Origin of the sequence: Castellaniella hirudinis, from assembly GCF_042651965.1 — a bacterium.
In the GTDB taxonomy this organism is placed as follows: domain Bacteria; phylum Pseudomonadota; class Gammaproteobacteria; order Burkholderiales; family Burkholderiaceae_B; genus Castellaniella; species Castellaniella hirudinis.
Genome location: NZ_JBHSDY010000003.1, coordinates 396,289 through 411,658, shown reverse-complemented (window position 1 = coordinate 411,658; position 15,370 = coordinate 396,289). Strand labels below are relative to the sequence as shown.

General features: G+C 64.6%; 14 protein-coding genes and 1 tRNA gene. 3 read left to right on the top strand and 12 right to left on the bottom strand.

The window, feature by feature from the left end:
* Window positions 1–1,160: 1,160 nt before the first annotated feature.
* A tRNA-Leu gene (locus ACFO0J_RS07085) sits at window positions 1,161–1,245 on the bottom strand.
* A gap of 43 nt (window positions 1,246–1,288) precedes the next feature.
* Window positions 1,289–2,284 (bottom strand): GlxA family transcriptional regulator, encoded by a 996-nt coding sequence (locus tag ACFO0J_RS07080; RefSeq protein ID WP_376812349.1) that lies wholly within the window; start codon window positions 2,282–2,284, stop codon window positions 1,289–1,291.
* A 233-nt stretch (window positions 2,285–2,517) separates the two neighbouring features.
* Between ACFO0J_RS07080 and ACFO0J_RS07075 the strand changes: the two genes are divergently transcribed.
* Window positions 2,518–3,906 (top strand): L-serine ammonia-lyase, encoded by a 1,389-nt coding sequence (locus ACFO0J_RS07075; protein ID WP_376812348.1) that lies wholly within the window; start codon window positions 2,518–2,520, stop codon window positions 3,904–3,906.
* 63 nt (window positions 3,907–3,969) lie between these two features.
* Here ACFO0J_RS07075 and ACFO0J_RS07070 read toward each other — a convergent pair whose 3' ends face one another.
* Window positions 3,970–4,305 carry an STAS domain-containing protein gene (locus tag ACFO0J_RS07070; protein ID WP_376812347.1) on the bottom strand — a complete coding sequence of 112 codons (336 nt, stop codon included), beginning with the start codon at window positions 4,303–4,305 and terminating at the stop codon, window positions 3,970–3,972.
* Window positions 4,306–4,531: 226 nt separating this feature from the next.
* Between ACFO0J_RS07070 and ACFO0J_RS07065 the strand changes: the two genes are divergently transcribed.
* Together ACFO0J_RS07065 and ACFO0J_RS07060 are read left to right on the top strand one after the other, a co-directional pair.
* On the top strand, window positions 4,532–5,107 hold the full coding sequence (locus ACFO0J_RS07065; RefSeq protein WP_376812346.1) for a BspR family type III secretion system anti-sigma factor: 576 nt from the start codon (window positions 4,532–4,534) through the stop codon (window positions 5,105–5,107).
* Between the two features lie 183 nt (window positions 5,108–5,290).
* Window positions 5,291–5,890, top strand: a complete 600-nt coding sequence (locus tag ACFO0J_RS07060; RefSeq protein ID WP_376812345.1) for an RNA polymerase sigma factor — start codon at window positions 5,291–5,293, stop codon at window positions 5,888–5,890.
* Between the two features lie 21 nt (window positions 5,891–5,911).
* On the opposite strand, the gene ACFO0J_RS07055 is transcribed toward ACFO0J_RS07060, so the two are convergent.
* The 9 genes from ACFO0J_RS07055 to sctQ form a co-directional block, all read right to left on the bottom strand.
* Complete coding sequence (locus tag ACFO0J_RS07055; RefSeq protein WP_376812344.1) at window positions 5,912–8,461, bottom strand: DUF445 domain-containing protein; 2,550 nt, start codon at window positions 8,459–8,461, stop codon at window positions 5,912–5,914.
* Between the two features lie 29 nt (window positions 8,462–8,490).
* Entirely contained in the window at window positions 8,491–8,964 is a 474-nt protein-coding gene (locus ACFO0J_RS07050) for a type III secretion system chaperone (RefSeq protein ID WP_376812343.1), read from the bottom strand.
* A 116-nt stretch (window positions 8,965–9,080) separates the two neighbouring features.
* The gene (gene sctC, locus ACFO0J_RS07045; protein WP_376812368.1) at window positions 9,081–10,979 is read right to left on the bottom strand and encodes a type III secretion system outer membrane ring subunit SctC; all 1,899 of its coding nucleotides are present in this window, start codon (window positions 10,977–10,979) and stop codon (window positions 9,081–9,083) included.
* A gap of 68 nt (window positions 10,980–11,047) precedes the next feature.
* Window positions 11,048–11,446 carry a type III secretion system chaperone family protein gene (locus tag ACFO0J_RS07040; protein ID WP_376812342.1) on the bottom strand — a complete coding sequence of 133 codons (399 nt, stop codon included), beginning with the start codon at window positions 11,444–11,446 and terminating at the stop codon, window positions 11,048–11,050.
* Window positions 11,447–11,459: 13 nt separating this feature from the next.
* Window positions 11,460–12,503: a type III secretion system export apparatus subunit SctU gene (gene sctU, locus ACFO0J_RS07035; RefSeq protein ID WP_376812341.1), complete on the bottom strand. Its 1,044-nt coding sequence runs from the start codon at window positions 12,501–12,503 to the stop codon at window positions 11,460–11,462.
* The gene (gene sctT, locus ACFO0J_RS07030; RefSeq protein ID WP_376812340.1) at window positions 12,500–13,300 is read right to left on the bottom strand and encodes a type III secretion system export apparatus subunit SctT; all 801 of its coding nucleotides are present in this window, start codon (window positions 13,298–13,300) and stop codon (window positions 12,500–12,502) included. The genes sctU and sctT overlap by 4 nt, the downstream gene beginning before the upstream one ends.
* Before the next feature lie 12 nt (window positions 13,301–13,312).
* Window positions 13,313–13,579 carry a type III secretion system export apparatus subunit SctS gene (gene sctS / locus ACFO0J_RS07025; protein ID WP_376812339.1) on the bottom strand — a complete coding sequence of 89 codons (267 nt, stop codon included), beginning with the start codon at window positions 13,577–13,579 and terminating at the stop codon, window positions 13,313–13,315.
* A gap of 7 nt (window positions 13,580–13,586) precedes the next feature.
* Window positions 13,587–14,267 (bottom strand): type III secretion system export apparatus subunit SctR, encoded by a 681-nt coding sequence (gene sctR / locus ACFO0J_RS07020; RefSeq protein ID WP_376812338.1) that lies wholly within the window; start codon window positions 14,265–14,267, stop codon window positions 13,587–13,589.
* Window positions 14,268–14,300: 33 nt separating this feature from the next.
* Window positions 14,301–15,368, bottom strand: a complete 1,068-nt coding sequence (gene sctQ / locus ACFO0J_RS07015) for a type III secretion system cytoplasmic ring protein SctQ (RefSeq protein WP_376812337.1) — start codon at window positions 15,366–15,368, stop codon at window positions 14,301–14,303.
* Between the last annotated feature and the right edge of the window lie 2 nt (window positions 15,369–15,370).

Sequence of the window (15,370 nt, the reverse complement as noted above, 5' to 3'; positions counted from 1 at the left end):
TGCTCATGACAACTCCTCATCGCCTCATTATGAGGCACGTGGGTGTCTAGAGGTTCCGGGGCGATTCAGTTTTCTCGATTGACAGCCTTGAGGACCCTCCCAAAGAGGCTTTGCCTCTCTGGACTCTCCACCCTCGCCGGCGGGAACCTCGGGGGCAGGAGTTACGGGCCGATGGCCCTGAACACCCACCCCCGGACGCAGCGTGTGGGCACTCCTGCCGCGTCAAGGGGCCGTGTCCTCGCCCGTAGGGCTGCGGGCCGTACCAACACACCTCTTGACCCGTCATCCGCACTGACTATGGCGCGATTCGGCATGCAGGTAGCGATTCTGGCTGGAAGAGGTGTCAAGGGCGGGACCGGAGGCCGCAGCCCAGAGCAAAGCGTAGGGATCGGGTGAGGATGCCGGGCGCAGCCTTCGCCCTTGACGCATCTGGAGGCCATGCAACCTGTCGGCAAGGGGTAGGAACAAAGCAAAACCGCCGGGCCTGCCCCCGCAGCCAGTCCGGCAAGATCGGACGCGGGATGCAACCGAAGGGGTTGCCCAAGCGAAGCGCGGAGATATGCCGTTAGAAATGAAAGGGCCTCGCCGAGAGCGAGGTCAACACAGAGGCAGATGGCAAGTTAATCGCCTTCAACTGAGCCACCTGTAGCCAGTCCCCAGTTCTTGCCCATGTTCAGCAAGACGTGTTGCCGATGCGCCGGGTTCCACATGGGGTTGCCTGCTGCAAGATCATTGAGCCAGCCCCCGGTGACGATCATGCCGCTTTGCATATCGCGGCGAATTGTCTGACTGTTCAGCACTTGAAGACAGGGGATGCTGCAGCTTGGCTAACCTGTCTCAGCGCGATACCTGCCGATGACACGCCGCCAGCCAATTGCGATGCTGCTTCGTATGCCCGTTGCAGTAAGGTCAGCGTAATGCCTCAGGATTTCAAGTATCGTGGCGATTGGGTGGTCGATAGTGACAGCGGGCACCTTGGCCGTCAGCGCGTTGAAGGACTTCATGCCCCATGCCGAAAACCGTTGTCACCAAAGCGATTTGCATGATGTAGGTCATCATTTGGCCAAACCAGCTATCAAATCACTTTTAGGAAAATCTCCCGATGCGGGGCTTGTGCTGCGAAATCTTCTAATAACTTGAATTACCAGAAGATTTGGGGATGGTGCCCGAGGCCGGAATCGAACCGGCACGCCTTGCGGCGGGGGATTTTGAGTCCCCTGCGTCTACCAATTTCACCACTCGGGCAGAGTCGGCTCGACAGGGCATCGAGCCGGAAAGAGGATCGCTATTATACGGTGTTTTCGGGCACTGTTTCGGTCCGTCGCCAGGGGCCGGGCGCCATGCCGTGCGCGGCGCGAAAGACCCGCCCCATGTGGGAGGCATCGGCAAAGCCGCAGTCCGAGGCGATGGCGGCGATGGTCTTGTCGGTGTGACGCAGCATCCAGGCCGCCTGGCGCACGCGCACGGTGCGGGCATAGGCTTGCGGCGTGGTGTTCAGGTGCTGGCGGAACAGGCGCTGCAACTGGCGGGGCGACAGCCCCAGGCGATCGGCCAGGTCGCCCAGGCTTGGAATCTGGCCCGCGTACTGCTCGATCACCAGGGTGGCGCGGCGCAGGGCCGAGGGGCTGTCGGCCGGGACGCCGGGCGGCGGAGGCTGGATCTGGCCGCCCTGCCCTGCGGCCGTGTCGATCTGCAGGCTGCGCAAGGCGCGGCGGACGTCGGCTTCCGGCAGATGGCGGCGCAAGATGCGCACGGCGACCTCGGTCACGGCGGCCCCGCCGACGCAGGTGATGCGGCGGCGGTCGAACACCGAGGGACGGTCGGTGACGATCCGCTCCGGCTCGATGGCGGGAAAGCGGTCGGTGAAATCACGGTACTGGTCGCCGCCGACGCACAGCCGGTAGCCGGTCAGCACGCCGGCCCGGGCCAGCACGTGGACGGCATTGCACAGGCCGACCAGATGGCGGCCGCCCCGTGCCGCCCGGCGCAGCCAGTCCGACAGCGCCGGCCCGGCCTCGGCCATGGGCGGCAAAGGACCGCCGACGACCACCACATAGTCGAAACGCAAGGGATCGCCCAGCAGATCGGTGGGCACGACCTGGATGCCGCTGGCCGAACGCACGGGAATCAGGGTGTCGGCGACGACCTCCCAGGCGCAGGGGCCGGCCGTGCCGGTCTGGGCGTCCAGCAGCCCCAGCAGATCGGCGAACGCGGCGAAGGCCCCCATGGCGAACTGCGGCAGCAGGACGAATCCAATGCGGACAGAGATGTCGTTTCCGTTCATTATTTTAGATTTTACGTCGCTTACATTCTAATTATAAAAAACATCCCCCAGTAGCTAACGTGACACAGGCGATGCTCACGCCATGATAGAGCATTCCATTCCTGCTTGATGTCGTTTTTATCCAATCCAGAATTTGCCAAATCACTAGAATCGACCAAAAGCCCCCATGCATCCGCAAGACCGTCTGGAACCGTCAGGCGGACGCCTGGGCGACACATTCAAGGAGGATGATCATGGCGCTGTCGGTCTTCGACATTTTCAAAATCGGCATCGGACCTTCCAGTTCGCACACGGTGGGGCCGATGCGCGCCGCGCGGAATTTCGCGCGCAATCTGGACGATCGCGGGCTGCTGCCCCAGGTGACCGGCCTGCACATCCAGCTCTACGGCTCTCTGGCGGAAACGGGGGCGGGCCACCGCACCGACATGGGCATCATGCTGGGCCTGATGGGCGAAGCCCCGGACACGGTCGACCCTGCCGCGATCGGCCGCCTGATCGAGGCCGTGACGCGCGACCACCGCTTGACGCTGTGGCGCAGCCACACCATCGATTTCGATCCCGGGCAGGCCTTTTCCGGACGGGTCAAGCCGATGCCGGAACACCCCAACGGCATGCGCTTCACCGCTGTGGACGCGACGGGCGACACGCTGCTGGACGAACGCTACGTGTCGATCGGCGGCGGCTTCATCCGCGCACTGGACAGCATCGAGACCGATGAAACCGTGCCCGAGCACGCGCCGATGCCCTACCCCTTCTCCACCGGGGCCGAACTGATGGAGGCCTGTCAGCGGCACGGCCTGACGATCGCCCAGTTGATGATGGCGAACGAAACCACGCTGCGCTCGCCCGAGGAGGTCCGCGCCGGCGTGCTGCACATCGCCCACGTGATGGACGAGGCCATCGACCGGGGCTGCGGCCTGCAAGGCGCGTTCGCCGACGAAATTCTGCCCGGCGGGCTGAAGGTCCGCCGTCGCGCCCCGGCGCTCTACACCCAACTGAAGAACAGCCCGAAACGCGAGGACGACGTGATGTTCGCCATGGACTGGGTGAACCTGTACGCCATGGCCGTGAACGAAGAAAACGCCGCCAGCGGCCGGGTGGTGACGGCGCCGACCAATGGCGCCTCGGGCCTGCTGCCCGCCGTGCTGCGCTACTACCGCGCCTTCATCCCCGACTGGTCGGAGGACGGCGTGGTGGACTTCCTGCTGACGGCGGCGGCGATCGGCTTCCTGTACAAGGAAAACGCCTCGATCTCGGGCGCCGAAGTCGGCTGTCAGGGCGAGGTGGGCGTGGCCTGTTCCATGGCGGCGGCCGGCCTGACCGCCGTCCAGGGCGGCACGGTGGCCCAGGTCGAGAACGCTGCGGAAATCGGCATGGAGCACAATCTGGGCCTGACCTGCGACCCGGTGGGCGGCCTGGTGCAGATCCCTTGCATCGAACGCAACGCGATGGGCGGCAACAAGGCCATCAATGCGTCGCGTCTGGCGCTGCACGGCAACGGCAAGCACCACGTCTCGCTGGACACGGTCATCGAGACCATGCGCCAGACCGGCGCCGACATGCAGTCGAAATACAAGGAAACGTCCCGCGGCGGCCTGGCCGTGAACGTGGTGGAATGCTGAGCGGTCAACCCCGAACAGGCCCGCGCACCGATCCAGGCCGGTGCGGGGACGGGCCTGAGGCCGTCAGTTCAGTGCGGCGATGGCTTCTGCGCGGGTCGCGCAGACCTTCAGGATGGCCAGAAACCCGCTGATCTCGAAGACCTCTCGCACATTGGGCTGGATGTCGCACAGGATCAGCGCGCCGCCCGATTGCTTGAGCTTTTTGGCCAGCAGCAGCACGACACGCAGGCCAGCACTGGAAATATAGTCCAGGCGCCCCAGATCCAGCACGATATGCTGCTCGCCTTTGTCGACCTGAGCCATCAGATCGGCCTCGAAGGCAGCCGCGTTGGCGCTGTTGACCTGACCTTCGGGGTGGCAGATGAGCGCAGATCCGGACTTGTCGGTGGCAAAGGGCATGATGGGGGCGGCAGGGGGATGGCAAAGAGGGTGAAATTGATCCTCATCATACGCGAAACACCCGCCCGATGGCAGGCGCGCGCCTGCAAGCAAAAGACACATCAGCAAAGTTTGGGATATAACCGGACTGGAACCTTTCCTCTATGCTGGTTACTCAGGGTGTAAAGCCGACTTTTCGTCTTGCGGCATGACCGCCACCACCGCCGTAGTCCGAACCGATTCCCCTATGAATATCAACCTGTCCGTTTCGCTTCCTCAACACGAACCTCCCAGCCTGGACCGCTTCGAGGCGGCCACGCACGGCGCCGAATCGATCTACATCTCCGTGTCCGGGCAATCCATGCAGGTGCTGGGCACCGGCACGACCCCGGGCGGGCGCAGCGTGGCCTGGGTCGCGCCCGACGTGGACACGACCCGCCTGTTCACCGAAGCGCTGGCGCACAGCTACGGCCCCGGCATCGCCCAGGCCGTGGCCCGCGAACTGGGGCTGGAGCCCAGCCCTGGCAAGCCGCTGTCCGCGCGCACGGTTGCGCAGGCGCTGGACATGGCGCAGACCTCCAGCCAGGCGCTGTCGGGCGTGGATTTCGTCACCCGTCTGGACTGTTCCGCCAGCGCCCAGGGGGCCGGCTTCAAGGCCGCCTGCCAGACACTGGGTCTGGATCCGTCCAACCTGGACCCGCAGCGATGCCAGGACATCGACCAAGCCATGCAGCAGCGGTTCGACCAGGCCGCCGCTCAGGGCCGCAGCCCCGTGGCGCCCGAAACCGCCCAGGACTGGCTGCGCGCGCTGCTGCAAGACTGACCCGCCATGCGCCGCCCGCCTGCCGTCTCCGCGCCCGCCGACGCCCGGACCGCGCGGCCGCGCCGGCCGGCCGGGACGATCAACCCAACCGGGACGATCAACCCAAGGTAATTTCTTGTAAGGCTCCATGACCTGATCTAGAATCGTGCCGATCAGCGCCGTCCTTGCACTCCGTCCCGCCTCATGAACCCCTCTCCCGATCCCGACGGCACCGCGCCGGACACCGCGCACCAGGCAGCCCCCATCGAACCGCCCAGCCCCTCGGACGAACGCCTGTTTCGCGATCTGGTCCAGGAACACAGCAGCCGCCTGCAACGCTTCATCATCCGGCACATCGGCAACATCAGCGAAGCCGAGGACATCGCCCAACAGGCCTTCACCGAGGCCGCCCGGTCCTACCAGACCTTTCGCGGCGAATCGCAGCTCTCGACCTGGCTGTACGGCATCGCGCTGAATCTGATCCGCAACCACCTGTCCCGCGCGCCCGAGCGCCGCTACGACTTCGTCGGCGACAGCGGCCTGGACGATCTGGCGGCCGAATCCGTCACCCCCGAAGAAGCCGCCGCGCAGTCCCAGTCCATGCGCCTGCTGCAGGAATCCCTGGACGAACTGCCCGAAAGCATGCGCAGCATCCTGCTGCTGGTGGGGATGGACAATCTGTCCTACGAGGAAGCCGCCGCGCTGCTGTCGGTACCGATCGGCACGGTCCGCAGCCGCCTGTCACGGGCACGCGCCGCGCTGCGCGACCGGCTCGAACAGAAAGGCCTGCCGCTGAATTTCTAGCCGGTCCGCGCCTGGGCGCCGTTAATCATGACGCGGCTCCGTCAGTACGAAATGGTGCTGGAACTGCGGCGGTTCGGACATGCGGAACTGCAGACCATCGGACGAAACATCCAGCGTCACCCGCACCTGAGCCCAACTGGCCGCGGGGTCCATGGCGACCGGGAAACCGACGCCGTCCTTGTCGAGCCCGACCGCGTCCTGGATAGGAATGGTCATCGTCGCCCCCACGCGGAAACCGCCGTCCTCGGTCTTTTCGATGTCGAAATGAAAGCGCCCGGCGCCCACCGGCATGACCACGGAACCATCCTCCAGCTTGAACGGCGAATCCACGCCCATGTCTTGCAGGCCTTTCAGGATGCCCGCCCCCAACTGCTGGTTCATCAGGCGCGTCAGGGGCTCGGCAGCGGGCCCGGCGATCTTGACCAGGGCATCCAGGGCCTCGCCCATGATTTCGTCGCGCCGGCCTTCGGGCACGCTGCGGGGCCAGGTGGAACGCACCATGCCGCCCTCCACATCGACGCCCCGGACCGACAGCGAAAGGCTGGTCCGTTCGATGCCGTCCTTGAAAAAGGATGAGCCGACGGAGAATTCCGTGTCCGTGCCGCGCACCGGCAGGGTGACCTTGCGCGTGGGATGGAGCGTGGGATCGATGGGCTCTTCCAGATGCGGGGCCAGCTTGGCCCCGGCCCCGTCGGTCAGCACCAGGGTCGATTCGTAGGTCTCGGGATCGAAGCGGACGCCATATTGTTCGACCAGCGAGGTCAGGAACGAACCAGGCGGGTCGATGGACGGAATGCGCTTTTCCGACTCGGCTTCGTCGGTGATGGTCCCGTGCAGGGCCGTGATGATGCCGCCCAGCATGTGCTGGGTGGTGCCGAGCCGCTTCAGGGCTTCCGTGCCGCCCCGCGCAAAATCGCCTCCATCCATGATCTGGCTCAGACCGGAAGACGCGCCATGGAACTGATCCTCCATGCCGATCAGCAGGCCCAGATGCTGGCGCGCCCGCGCGCTGACCTCGTCGCGCTCATCGCCCAGCGAGTCGAGCGCCTGCTGGAAGGCCTGTACGACCATGTCCTTGCGGTCGTCCACGCTGGCCATGTCGCCGTAATGGCCCAGCCGGGCCAGTTGCTGGCCGCGCTGCAGTTCCAGTTCGGACAAGTCGCGCAGTTGCCGCATCAGCGCCGGCATGTCCGGCGTCTCGCTGGACAGCGTCGTCAGGATGTCGCTCATGCCCTCGACCACCTGCCGGCTGAGCGCCTCGACACGCGACAGGCCCTCGGCCCGGGCATCCTCGCGGTTCAGCTTCAGGCCGAAGGCCGACAAGGCCCCGCCGCTGCGCCGCAGCAGCCCCAGCGTATCGTCATCCAGGCGCTTGAGCGAATCCCGCGTCAACGGCCCATCAGGATTGGTTTCCGGGTCGCGCAGCGCGTCCATGGCCAGGACGACCTGTTCGCGCACGGCGCGCGCCGTATCCACCGGCAAAGCGCCATAAGTCAGATTCAGGTGATCGACCTGCTGATTCAGGCTGAACAGCGCCTTGGCGATGGCGGCACGATCACCGCTCTGAACGGCGGTCTCCAGACCGCTGAGCAGATCTGGCAGCGCCTGATCAATCCGCCCCTGGATTTCCTTGTCCAACGCCCCGCTGATGCGGTCCAGCAGGGTCTCGCCCTGCTGGATCCGGCCGCTCTGGATCAATTGAGGATCGTACGTTTCGTGCCGCAGATCCGGGGCTTCTTCAAGAGACAGGGGCTGAACGTCCGGGTTGCGGATCTGGGTCAGCGACGCCTTGGCGGCCCCTAGTTTGTCGGGATTCAGCACCGCCTGCAGCGCCTTCAGATCGGCATCGGACAAGGTCTGCAAATAAGTGTCGAGCTTGTCCCCGCCCAACATGGCCAGATTTTCCGACAGGCGGGTCAACTGGGTGTCCAGAGCCTGCCCATCCACCGGCTTGCCCGCCAACAGGGTCCGGACCTGCTCCAACGGCTCCTGGACCGCTTGACCGGCCAACGCCTGGTCCAGCGCGGCGGCGATCTGATCCAGCAATTGGCCCGCCTGAGCACGCAGACGAGGCGGATCGACCTGGTCGATCACGGCTTGACGCGCCTCGGGATTGCCCAGCACACCGCTGCGCAAGGCGCCGAGATCCTTGAAACCCAGCTCGCTCAGGTAGGTTTTGAGGGATTCCTTGCCGCCCGGCAGGTTGGACAGGTCCCCGCCGGACAGATCCCCCAAACGGGCCAGCCCCTCGGCGATTTTTGACCGGGCCTTCGGGTCATTGGGCGAGGCCGTCAGATTGCCCAGCAGGTTGCCGACGCGGCGGCTGTTGTCGCGCGCCTGATCCAGCACGAACTGCTGGGCCCGCTGCGTGGGGCTGGCGCCGACATAAAACGCCAGTTTCGACATGAACTGGCCGAAGCGCTGAAACACATTGGGGGCGGACGCGCGCGGCGTGGCGCCGGATTCGGCTTTGAAGCGCAGATTGCCGACCTGGCCGAGCGGACCGGCGTTTAAATGCTGACGCTGCAGATTCTGGATACCGGGCTGGCCGAGGTTCTGAATACCAGGCATGAAAGTCTCCTTGGGATCAAGCGTGCGTGTCAGACACGCAGACCAAAATCCGGCGGCAGCACGCCCGACGGGGACATCCCCTCGGCGGCATCAGACGCAGGGGTCGGATCCGCCCCATTCAGGCGCCCTTGCCAGTCCGCCGCCACCGCCACCATGGATTCGACAGCGGCGCGCAGGCAGGCCGTGTCGGCGTACGACAGGTCGAGCCGGCGCGACAGCAGCAGTTCACCCGTGACCTCGTCCAGCCCCAGCGTCGCACCGTCGGTATCGCGGCCGAAGGCATTGGCGGCCAGCATCCGCCGGAATACGTCGTGACGTCGCATGGGATCGGCAGGCGCCTGTCCCAGCACCACATAGCAATGCAGCGCGTCAGCCTGCGGGTCGTGTTCCAGGTGCAGCACCGACCCCGACTCAAAGGCCAGCGATGCCGTGCCGGCCTCGCTCAGCGTCAGGTTGACACCGGCCTCCTGGCCGAAGAGTGAAATCAGGCTGGATACGTCCATGGGTGCTCTCGCGGTCTGCGGGCGCGACAAGCGAGTCGCGCCCTACCCCGCTTCAGTAACACCACAGCACGGAGCGTTCCCTTTGACCTTGGGACGGCCTGGGGACCCTTTTCTTTCTACTGCTTGACCGGGTGCAGTTCGACATGCACGTCGCTCCCTCCGGCAACCGCAGCAGCCCCCCCGCGCGGCACATCGGCATCGCCCAGCGCCTTCGATTCGACAAAGGACGGCCCCACCCGCACCGGGCCGCTGACGGAGGCTTCACGCACAGCGTCGAATCGCACCCGCGTCTGCTGGCCCTGGATCAGGTCGAGGTATTCGCCGGCGCTCATGGGCTTGCCATTGTCCGGCCACGTTGCGCTCAGGGCCGGGCCGGTATCGCTGGACTGCAGGCGCGGCGGCGTCACCGGATTGCCCTGGATCGACACCACACGCGGCCGCAGCAGGAACAGGCGCTCGCGGCGCTGCGTCGTCTTGCTTTTGCTGGAGAACAGCGCACCCAGCAGCGGGATGTCGCCCAAGCCGGGTACTTTGTCGACCTGCTGACTGTCCTGACTGCTGTTGTAGCCGCCGACCAGCAGAGTCTGCCCGTCGCCCACGATGGCCAGCGTGCTGATGCTGCTCTTGCGCACCGTGGGCAGATCGCCGATCTTGCGCTCGTCCTGGATGCGGCCGTCTTCGATATCGACCGTGAGTTCGACCCGGCGGCGGTCGCCGCTGCCCTCAATGTAGCGCGGCGTCACACGCAGCGACGTGCCCACCGTAACCGGTGTGACAGTGGCCACACGCTCGCCCATGGTCTGGATGTAGAACGTGTCCGACAGGTCGATCAGGGCGCCCATATTGTCGGCCGTCAGGATCGACGGCTGCGACAGGATATTGGCCGCCCCCTTGGTTTCCAGTGCATGCAGACGGGCTGCCAGCACATTGGTGACAGACAGCCCCAAGGTACCCGGGGCCAGCGAGGCCGCAGCGTCCACCGGCAGGCCATTGCTGGGGCTGAGGCCAAAATCGCTGTACCCGAAGGTGGCATTTCCCGCCTTGGCACCCCAGGTGACACCCAGTTCGCTGACGTTGTCGGAATTCACGTCGACGATCATGGCCTCGATTTCGATCAGGGTGCTGGGCATATCCAGCTGCTCGATGAGCTGTCGATAGATAGGGATGCGGTCAGGGATGTCCTGCACGATGATCGCGTTCAGGCGGGGATCGGCCTGAACCGTCGGTTCACGAAACCGCAGTCCCCCGCCCGTACGCCGCCTGGGTTCTGGTGCTGCGGTGCCGGGCGTGCCCGCACCGGGCGCCTTGCCTGCATCGTCATCCGCACTGGAAAACACGGGCGGATTCTCGCGCAACGGCGCGGCCACGGCGGCCAGCGTCTCGTTGTTGGCGCCCGATCCCGAACCCAGGATCAGGTTGCGCAGCACCGTCGCCAGGCCGGGGGTGACCACGCTTTGCGTACGATAGCTGACCGTGCGGTCATTGACCGAAGCGTGCTTCAGGCGGAACACCACCACCTGCTGCCCGCCCGCCCCCAAAGGCAATGCGGCCACCATTTTCTGCACCAGTTTGACGTAAGCCGGCGGCCCCGAAATCAGCGCAATCCCCTGGTCAGCCAGTTCTCCCCAACCGAAGCGCGGGTCGAGCACCCCCAATTCCATCAACGCATCACGCAATGCGGTAATCGAACTGCCCATGGCGCTGATGGACTGAGTGACCATGGCACTGGCCGGACTGACGAACAACGTACCCGAATAGACAAACCAGTTGAATCCGTAGACCCCGCCCAGCTTGTCCATGAATTCAGTCGGGGTCGCGGTATTGAACTTGCCGTTGACCGTGCCCTTTACACCGGGCGCCAATTCCAGGGCCAGGCTGAACCCGCCCGCAAACTGCCGCAGCACGCTTTGCAGGCTCTCGTTCTCGGCGTAATAACTGTAAGCCGCCAGCGGCCAATTGGGCGCGGCCCGGGCGGTCGTGCCCATCAGGCACAAGGCCAGCGCGCAGGCTGGCATCCAACGTTTCAACAAAGTATTTCCTCTGCGTGCCACACGGCTTGCCCTCTGGGGATGTCCTGATCGAATCATGCGACCCGCCTTGCCGTGCCAGTCCAGAACGACAGGGCGTTGGCGAAGCCGCCCACGGCTTCGTCCACGCCGACGGCATCCGTATCGGGCCGTACCATCTGCTGCAACCACAACGCGTCTTCGTCGGGATCGACCACGCAGGCCGAGGCCTGGCTGCTCAGCATGCCGGCGGCCTGTCGGCCGATTTCGGCCAAGAAACGTTCGCGCCCCAAGCCGTCCGGCGGCAAGGTACACAGCCGTGCGTTGATCACCAGCCAGCCGTTGCGGGCGCCCTGCAGATGCACACGATACTTGTCGTCGATCAGGACCGTCAGGCGGCCGTCGCTGCGGACCGCGTCGAGGATACCGTGGCGGGCCGCGTAGTCGGCGACCAGGGGATGGGAGGGGACGTTCATCGTTCTACTCCGGTCATTCTGCCGCCAGCTTGCGCACCAGACGCAGCACTTCGGCAACAGGTTCAATGAGTTCGCTGGGGATGTATTGATCAAGCTGGGCGTCGGCCATCAACGCCCGCGCCAGGGGAATGTTCTGCATGACGGGCACCCCGGCCTCGCGCGCGGCACGCATCATGTCCATCGCCAGTGTGCCTTCGCCCTTGGCCAGCACCACCGGCAGCGGGGTTTCGTCCTGGTCGTAATACAGAGCAACCGCCAGGTGCGTCGGGTTGGTCACCACCACCGTCGCCTTGCGCGCGCTCTGGACCGCGCCCTGCATGACCATTTCCTGGTGCAGATGCTTGCGCTTGCCCTTGATGTGGGGATCGCCTTCCATTTCCTTGTATTCCTGCTTGATCTCTTCCTTGCTCATCATCAGCTGCTTGCGATGCTGCAGACGCTGCCAGACAAAATCGGCCAGGGAAATGATGGTGTAGGCGACGGCCACGTTGACCAGCAGCGTGCGCAACATGCCCCCCACCCCGGTCTGCAGCCCGGCCAGGCCACTGTGGGGCACCGACATCAGCTGCGGCAACGCGTCGCTGACCACCATCGTGACCAGCACAGAAAGAAAGGCGATCTTGATCGCTGACTTCAGGAACTCGACCAGATTCTTTTTGGAAAAGATGTTCTTGAGATTGCTGGCAGGATTGAGTTTCTGCCCCGATGGAATCAGCTTCTTGAAGGCCAGCACAATACCGACCTGCAGAAACTCACTGAACATGCCCACGCCCAGCACAATCAACAAGAACGGCAGCAACAGCGTCAAGGCTTCGCGCAGCGTCGCCTCCAGCGCGGTTTTCAGCGCCAGTTCAAAGGACATGCCCGTCAGGGTCGAGGGCACCAGCAAAATCCGCCCCAACGATTCGATCAGGTTCGAGGCGTTGCCCAACATATAACCGAACAAGGCCAGGATCAGCAGGGTCTGGGTAAAGTCCTTGCTGTGCGCGACATCGCCCTTCTCGCGGGATTCGCGCAGCCGCTTGGCGCTGGGCTGTTCGGTCTTCTCTCCGCTCATGGCAGTCTCCATTGATCGTCGAGGAAAGGCAGAATGCCGGGAATCCCGCGCACCGTGTCACCGGCATATTCAAACAGGGTGCTCATGTACAGCACCAGCACCAGCAGCGCCAGCGCGCTCTTGATGGGCATGGCCAGGAAGAACACCTGCAACTGCGGCGCAAAGCGGCTGACCAGAGCCAGGCCGAGCTCGGCCAGGAACATCGCCACGATGGCTGGCGCGGCGAACAGCAGCACCAGCCGCATGAAGCGGCTGAGCTGGTCGAGCATCAGCGGGATGCTGTCGGCGCGCAGCGTCGGTGCCCAGGACCACAAATCCCACAGGCGAAAGCTGTCGTACAGCAGCGTCAACATCAGAGTGAAGCCGCCTCCCACCAGGAAGAACACCAGAAACGCCTGGTTAAAGAGAATGCCCAGCGGCGAAGAATCATTGCCCGTGGCCGGATTGATGACCGCGCCCAGACTGGCCCCGCGCTGGTTGTCAACGACAAAGCCCACTGCCTCGAAAACCCAGAATGGGATCGCCACCATAAAGCCCAGCACCAAGCCAACGAAAACCTCCTTGGCGACCAGCAAGATCAGACCGATCGTCCCCAGGTCCAGTTCTCCATAGCGCGGCGTCAGCATAGGAACCAGCACCAGACCCAGGGCGGCGCAGATGCCGTAGCGCAGCAGGCCCGGCAGCAGTTGCCGGTTGAACAGGGGCAACATGCTGCACATGGCCAGGAGGCGAGGCTGCGTCAACGCCCAGGCCCCCAGGAACACATGGATTTCAGCAGTGGCCGCACCGTTGAGCATCTCGTGTCGTCCTCAATGGATCTTGTAAAACAGATCGAACACGGAAATGGCGTAGTTGTATAGTTCGCCGCTGAGCCAACGCGCCGTCAACAACAGAGTGATGAACACGGCAATCAGCTTGATCGCAAAAGACAGGGTCTGTTCCTGGATCTGGGTCAGCGCCTGGAACAGCGAAAACAACGTCCCCACGACGGCCGCCACGGCAATCGGCGGCAGCGACAACCACAGGGTCAGGTAGAGCGCCTGGGTCATGTAGGAAACGATGTCGACGGTGCCCATGCGCGCCTCAGGAATAAGACAGGACCAGGCCCTGGATCAGCCGCGTCCAACCGTCAATCATGACGAACAGAAAGAGCTTGAGCGGCATGGAAATCGTCACCGGAGACACCATCATCATGCCCATCGCCAGCAGGATGTTGGAGACAATCAGATCAATGATGACAAAGGGCAGATACAGCAGAAAACCGATCTGGAACGCAGCCGTCAGTTCTGACACCAAAAAGGCCGGGATCAACACGATCATATTGTCCTGACGCAGATCACGGGCCTGAGTCTCGCCCCACAAGTGACGGGCGGTACGCACGAAGAAATCCCGTTGTTCCGCCCGGCTGTTCTTCAGCATAAAAGCGCGCAGCGGCTCGGTGCCGCGCGTCACGGCGTTCAGCATGGCGCCGACCGGATCCTCGCGCGTCGCGGAGGCCGCCGACTGACTGGTCGGCGCACTGACCGCGCGCAATTCGTCTCCAACCTGCATCACCACCGGCCCCATGACATACACCGACAAGATCAAGGCCAGGCCGTAGAGCGCCATATTGGGCGGTACCTGCTGCACACCCAGCGCATTGCGCACCAACGCGAACACCACGGCCAGCTTCAGAAAGGACGTGGTCATTACGGCAGCCAGCGGCAGCAGCGCCAGCAGCGCCAGCGCGATCGCCAGACTGATGGGATCGAAGCTACCGCTCATCGCATCCCCTTACGGCGGTCTGTCGCACGCATCTCAGCGCCTGCCCAGGGTGCCGACACGCACGCCGATGCGGCCGTCGACCTCGACCAGTTCACCGGTCCCGACCAGCGCGCCATTGGCACGGATCATGACCGGGCCATCGGCCAAGGGTCGCTGCAAATCGAACACCGCGCCCGGCTGCAATTGGCGCAGTTCGGCCAAGGGCAGCGCACGGTCACCCAGATCAAAGCTCAGGCGCACTGGAATAGCGTCCAGGTTCAGCGGCTCGGCAGATGAAGTGTCTTCGACGGGGGAATCAGTCTGTGCCATAAGAGAAGTCCAGCCTTGAGTCACAAGATAGGAAGCCTGTTCGGCACGCACGCGCAGGCCCTGGCCCTGGGGAATCCCCAGCCAGAGTCCGCCTGTGGTGTCGACCAGGTATTCGGTCAGCAAAATCACATCGCCTGCGTCCAGCGCATGCAGTTCGTCAACGGACAGGACCGCACGCCCGATTTCGGCGCGCAAGCGCACGGGCAGGGCCGCTTCGTCGATCCCCCCCGCGCCCGGCGGCACCTGACCCAGCAAGCCGGCCAGCAGCATCAGCCCCAGATCGTCGGATTCCAGCACCGCCAGCACAGTTTCACCGCGCGCTTCGGCGCGGGCCGACAGCGTCCAGACATGCGGCAGCACCACATCCCGGGGTTCGGTCAGGACACGCACCGGCCCGCCCGCCGAGACCGGCGTCAGCGCGGCAACGGCTTCAGCCAGCAAGGTTTCCAGCGCAGCCGCCTGCAAAACCTCGGGCAGCTCCCCTGGCCCCAGATCCGGCAGGCGGGCGTCGGTCCAGGCCGCCAGGGCGCTGGGCGGCAGGCTCAGCCGCAAGGCAGCACCCGCCCACTCCAGATCGGAACGCAGGCTTGCCGCCTGTCGCAAAGCGGGCGTTGCGCCCGGCGTCAAACCCAGGCGCCAGACACCGGGCGCAGCCTCGGCGCCTTCAAGCGCCGGCAGCCCCACCCGCAGGTCCGCGCCGTGGGTCGCGACCAGCGTCAGCGCCTGGGCCTGGCTGGCGCTCAGGCGCGGCAGGACGGCAGTCCGGGCGGTCGAGAAGTTCATCGCATCCATGA